We start from the raw sequence: 5,862 nt of genomic DNA, 5'->3' as shown, positions 1-5,862 counted from the left end.
TCTCTAGTCCCTTGCTCTGTAAACGGTGGTTTAAACAGAGAGGAAACTCTCAGTGATCATCGTAGAGTACTGACTGATAACCTTGGCGAAGAGAACCAACCGACTTTAAAGCAATTTAAAGGAGGAGATAGGACTTGAGAGTACCTATCTATGTGTTGAACATGAGAGGGCAACCTCTCATGCCTACTACACAACCCAAAGGAAAGAAATTACTACGAGACGGCAAGGCACACGTTGTTCAGAGATGCCCTTTTACCATTCAGTTGAACTATTCCACCGGAGAAACTAGGCAACCGATTACACTTGGAGTGGACCTCGGATATACGAACATCGGTTTTAGTGCCAAAAACGACAAGTTAGAGCTCATAAGTGGGACAGTAACACTTCGGAAAGATATGCCTCAAAAACTAGAAGAACGACGGATGTATCGCAAAGCCCGTAGAAGAAGATTAGGGTATAGATCACCTCGATTTAATAACCGAACAAGACCTAAAGGATGGTTAGCACCTAGTAATCAACATAGATTAGATTCACATATTAGATTAGTTGCGAAGCTTGAAACAATACTACCGATAACCTACAAAAGGGTAGAAGTAGCCAATTTCGACACTCAAAAAATGCAGCAGCCAGAAATTACAGGCATAGCATATCAGCAGGGTGAACTTCAGGGTTACGAAGTCAAGGAATACCTGTTAGACAAGTGGGGGCGAACATGTGCTTATTGTGGTAAAAAGGATATCCCTTTAGAAGTCGAGCATATTATTCCTAAAAGCAGAGGTGGGTCAGATCGAGTGTCTAATTTGACAATCTCATGTAGAACTTGTAATGTAAAGAAGGGAAATCAGACCGCTGAGGAGTTTGGCTATTCTACCATCCAGCACCAGGCAAATCAACCACTTAAAGCACCTACATGTTTGAATATTTTCCGTTGGAGGATAGTTGAGCAGTTAGGGGCAGAGCATACCTACGGATACGTTACTAAATATCAGCGTACCAAACTAGGGCTAGAAAAGTCGCATGTTAGCGATGCGTTTGTCATTGCTGGTGGAAGCAATCAAGAACGCTGCCGACGGTATAAGGTCAAGCAAATCAGAAGAAATAATCGTTCGCTACAGAAGAATAGAAAAGGGTTTAAGCCATCAATTAGGAGACAGAGATACAAATTACAACCGTATGACCTTGTAAAATATAACAATAAAATCTATAGAGTAAAAGGAGTTCATTGTCTTGGAAAGCGCGTTGTGTTAGAAAATCCTAAAGGGAAAAATCCAAGTATTGCAATTAAAAACGTTAAGTTGGTAAAATATGGAAAAGGGTTATTATTCACGTTATGTTAGTTTCTGCACCTCTTTCCTCTCCAGCTTAAAAGGAAAGAGGCTCCAGAGGCGATCTTAATGAAGATCTCATCGATTGTAGTAGAAAATTTTAAACCATTTTCAAGGTTAGAATTACCAGACAAAACGGCAAATGTATCAGAATTGCCAAATGGTCTATACACAATAAGAGGTCGAAATTCATCTGGAAAATCTAGCCTTATCGAAGCGATTTTGTGGGGATTGTGGGGATCAAAGAGGGATTGTGGAGTAATTGACGAGTTAAAAGATCGATTAATTAAAAAAGATGCAGCAAAATGCAAAGTACAATTGGATGTTCAAGTAGGGAATGCAAGATATAGAATTAAACGTGAAAAAACACGTGGCAAACCGACAATAGCAACGATATATGATTACAATCAGAAAAATCAATTAATCAATCCGATTTCAGGTTCTAAAGCAGTTTGTAAGAAGTTAGATTCTGTTATGAACTGCGATGGGAAACAACTGGACAGCACATTTTTTGTTCGTCAAGGTGAAATTGACTATCTAGCAAATGTAAGCGGCTCAGAACTTCGTAATAAAATTCAAGAACTATTTCAACTTGATCAATTTGATCTTATCAAAGAAGAACTAAAAGAAATGAGAGAAGAACATATTACTCTGCAACAAGATTTAATGAGTGAAAAAAGTAGAATTGAAGGAAAAATGGAATTGTTACCTGAACTTAAAAAGGATATTGAAAAATTAAATGAAGATAAATTGAATTTAGAGCAAGTTATTCAGCATTTAGATGATAAACTTGTTAAGTATCCAACAATTGAAGATATCCAAAATATAGAAACATTAAACGAGCAAATTAAAAATGCATCAAATCAAGTTGAAGGTTACTCAAAAGAAATCTCCATACTCAATGATATTCTAAAAGACGATCGTAATGAATTAGAAAAGGAGAAACACACTCTTTCTAAAGAAGAAAAAGAATTTCAAACTCTTGAAAAAAAGATTAAGAGTCTACCAACACTGGAAAGCGTTACTGCTTTGATAAATTTGATTAGCAAGCGACTAAATCTGACAGAGCAAATTAAAAGTCTGGACGATGAGTTTATCAAATCGAGTTCTGGTTTTGATTTTCCTCAAACCTTAGAACAGAGAATAGAATATGAAAAAATACAAAGAGAAACGCTCCAAAATAATGAAGAGACGGCACAGAAATCACTCACAGAAATCGAACAAAAGATAAAGGATCTCTTGGGAACAATAAATACTAAAAGAGGTGTGATTTCCAGTTTAAAATCTAATATAGAATTACTTAAAGAAAAGGGAGACTGTCCTACTTGTTTCACTCCATTCCATGATGAAGAAGAATTGGATGAAGTTGTTCAGAGAATCGAAAAAGATATCTTGAATTATACTAACGAAATCAATCGATTAGTAAAACTTGTACAAGAAAATGAAACTTCAATGCGTGCCATGAAAGAGAACTTAGAGATTATTAGACAGAATTCTTCAAAACTTGAAAACATTTCACACTGTTTAACACGAACCCAACAAATAGACCATAATTTATCAGATCTTGAAACTGAAGTTTCTCGACTTTTAAAGTCATTTGAAGTCTCATCTTATGAGGATTTATTAACTAAATATAATATTAGCGACATAAGTGAACTTAGCGAGAGTATTGGACGCATTAAAAATGAATTTACATCAAAAAAGGATCGTTTGGAAGAATTTAATACAGACATCGGTAGATTAACATTAAAGATACAAGAAAAAGAGGATCGAATTCAGAAACTTTTGCAGGAACAGGAAATTATAGTAAATGAAAAAATAAAAAATGAAAGCCAGAAACAGGATCTTTTGAATAAATTAAGTGTTGATACCATTAATGGATTACTAGAGAGATTTAAAGCTACAAAGTTGCAAGATATGATTACTGCTATTCAAGTTTTATTTCAAGAAAAGAAAGAGAAACTTAACCAATACAATTCTCTTAAAAAAGACATTAATGAAGAAACTATTCGCTTAAATAAACTATTGGATGAAATAAATAAATTAGACGACATTGAAAAACGAATACGACAAGAAGAATCAACTATTAAGCATCATGATGTGCTAATTAAACCATATTTAGAGCAATTTATCTCTCAAGAAGTTATTCAAAACAAACTTTTCAAATCATTACGTAGTGTCGTTTCGAAATATCTGCAGCAATTTACTTACGGACAATATAAGATGAATGAGATCTTGATTACTAAGCATGGGAAGACTCACGGTGTATCAATAACACTTACCGATTTGGTCGACGGACTTGAAAAAGATAAAGACATGCTTAGTGGTGGTGATAAGGCTGCACTCGGATTAGCATTACGAATGGGTATCTCAGAATTGATGGGGCATATACGTCCATTTCGTTCATCTGGTTTACATCCTATCTATTTTAAAACAATCATTTTAGATGAACCTCTTGGAAGTTTAGACACGGAAAGAAGAGAAGGCGTATTAAGCGCATTGATGAATAATAAATCCTTCGATCAAATCTTCCTTATCACACATACACAAACAATTAAAGACACTGGCCACACAATCACGGTTACTAGAGGAACAGATAGAAGCATAGTTGATCTTCAACTTACAAATTAAGAAGATCTTAGCACATAGAGAATTGAAATGTAAAGGGATAAAACACTTTCTGATTTTAATCTAAGCACAATTGTAGGCGCATATTCATTTGTATTTCACTAAGTTTTTGCCTTTGACCTTAAGCGAAAATAGACTATGTAGGGTCAAAGGAAGTATATTCCTTTTAAAAGAATGCTTTATCAACAAAAATTTTTAAGACAACAGGACTGTGGAATTCTTAATGATATTTTGCTCTATGTTAGTTCAATCAGATCTTTCTTATCACACATACACAAACAGGTCAAGAACCCCGCCCTGAAGGACGGGGCTTGTGATGGTGGTAGCAATACAAGTCTTGACTAGCCTAAGTTCAGAAGAAATACTTCAAGAACTACGCCTTGTGGGCTACAAGAATGTCGGGGATGCCTCCCTAGTCCCCTCCTCTTCGACAGAACCACTGAATGTCATGTCTCTCATCTCAAGAGGCTAAGCCTACTTGGCATTGGCGAAGGGATACTCGACTCGGGCAGGGAGACCGCAATCGGTAGAATTCCTGTCGTTAGCAAAAGCGGAATACCACTAATGCCGTGCAGACCGACAAAGGCGAGGAAACTTCTCGAACAAAGAAAAGCCATTAAGAAACGTAATAAATTGGGCATATTTTACCTCCAATTAGAGTTCGATCCCAACCATCCCGTCACACAGCCACTAGCAATAGGTATAGATCCCGGCACGAAATTCGAGGGGTTTTCAGTCGTCGGAATAGAGGACACGGTGCTTAACCTGATGTCAAAAGCGGTGGACTGGGTAAAAAAGGCAGTAGCACAGCGTAAAATTATGCGTAGAGTACGAAGATATAGAAAAAACCGCCGAAGAAAATCTAAGAAGAACAGGCGGAATAATAAAACGTTTTTACCACCCTCAACAAAGGCGAGATGGGACGCAAAGTTGCGACTTGTCCGTCAGTTGTGTAAAATCCTGCCCTTACAATACGCAGTGAGCGAGGATGTCAAGGCAACAACACGGAAAAATCAGCGAGGCTGGAATCGCAATTTCAGTCCGCTGGAAGTTGGTAAACACTATTTTTATGCAGAACTAGAAAAACTAGGGCTCATCCTCATCACCATGCAAGGCCACGAAACCAAACAATTACGGGAGGCCTTTGGACTGAAGAAATCACCAAACAAATCAAAGGTGGCGTTTGAAACGCATTGTGTAGATGCTTGGGTAATGGCCGCCGCCATAACAGGGGCGAAAAATCCTTCTACAACCGGCCTCTATTATGTAGAACCGATACGATTTCACCGACGACAGTTACACCGGCTGCAGTTTTCACAAGGCGGCATACGAAAGAGGTACGGCGGGACAATCTCATTAGGGCTAAAACGCGGCACCTTAATATGCCACAAAAAGCATGGTTTATGTTATGTGGGCGGAAATCTGAACAATCGGTTAAGTTTACATTGTGTAAGAACTGGAAAAAGACTTACACAAAGCGGTAAAAAAGAAGATTGTCACATCCTCACAAAGATATCCTTTAGAACGCAATTCCTCTCCTCGGTAAACAGGGGAGTCTCCTTGGGGTGATTCTATGAAGGGCCTAGCCATTCAATTAAAGTTAGTAGATCAAAAGATACAAGTATTGCGGACCTTCAATTTGCAACGGAAGTTAGTTAACATTTTTCTAAACTAGCTTTGAGTTCAGACTTTCTTAGACTTTATTTTAAGAAAAACCTTAGCTTAGGACATAGACACCAGCAAATAAAAACTCGGATAACAAAGACATGAAAAAAGCGTGGAGAAAGGCTTTAATTCGCCGATCCTTTGATGGGTTCTTATACAAAAAAACTATTATAGCGATACCCCATAGCGACATTAAGGAAATCGGTAAATAATGCCATGAAAAAACTTTGAACAACCATAATAC

Annotated in this window: 4 protein-coding genes; all 4 read left to right on the top strand. The window is 37.3% G+C overall.

Translation table 11 applies throughout. The features are described 5' to 3' along the window. Positions 1-152: 152 nt before the first annotated feature. The 4 genes from iscB (at position 153) to QVB70_RS13330 (ending at position 5,522) form a co-directional block, all read left to right on the top strand. Entirely contained in the window at positions 153-1,337 is a 1,185-nt protein-coding gene (gene iscB, locus QVB70_RS13345) for an RNA-guided endonuclease IscB (protein WP_287587134.1), read from the top strand. Positions 1,338-1,394: 57 nt separating this feature from the next. Then, positions 1,395-3,956: an SMC family ATPase gene (locus QVB70_RS13340; RefSeq protein ID WP_287587130.1), complete on the top strand. Its 2,562-nt coding sequence runs from the start codon at positions 1,395-1,397 to the stop codon at positions 3,954-3,956. Positions 3,957-4,269: 313 nt separating this feature from the next. Continuing rightward, entirely contained in the window at positions 4,270-4,425 is a 156-nt protein-coding gene (locus QVB70_RS13335) for a hypothetical protein (protein WP_287587128.1), read from the top strand. 11 nt (positions 4,426-4,436) lie between these two features. Beyond that, positions 4,437-5,522, top strand: coding sequence for an RRXRR domain-containing protein (locus QVB70_RS13330; protein WP_342766573.1), 1,086 nt, complete (start codon positions 4,437-4,439; stop codon positions 5,520-5,522). The last annotated feature ends 340 nt before the right edge of the window (positions 5,523-5,862 follow it).

This window comes from Candidatus Borrarchaeum sp. (assembly GCF_019058535.1).
GTDB lineage: Archaea > Asgardarchaeota > Sifarchaeia > Borrarchaeales > Borrarchaeaceae > Borrarchaeum > Borrarchaeum weybense.
This window is presented reverse-complemented; position numbering and strand designations above follow the sequence as displayed.

Excerpts from the sequence above, each read along its gene's own strand:
- QVB70_RS13340 (WP_287587130.1), top strand. The coding sequence starts at position 1,395 with ATGAAGATCTCATCGATTGTAGTAGAAAATTTTAAACCATTTTCAAGG.
- QVB70_RS13335 (WP_287587128.1), top strand. The coding sequence starts at position 4,270 with ATGGTGGTAGCAATACAAGTCTTGACTAGCCTAAGTTCAGAAGAAATA.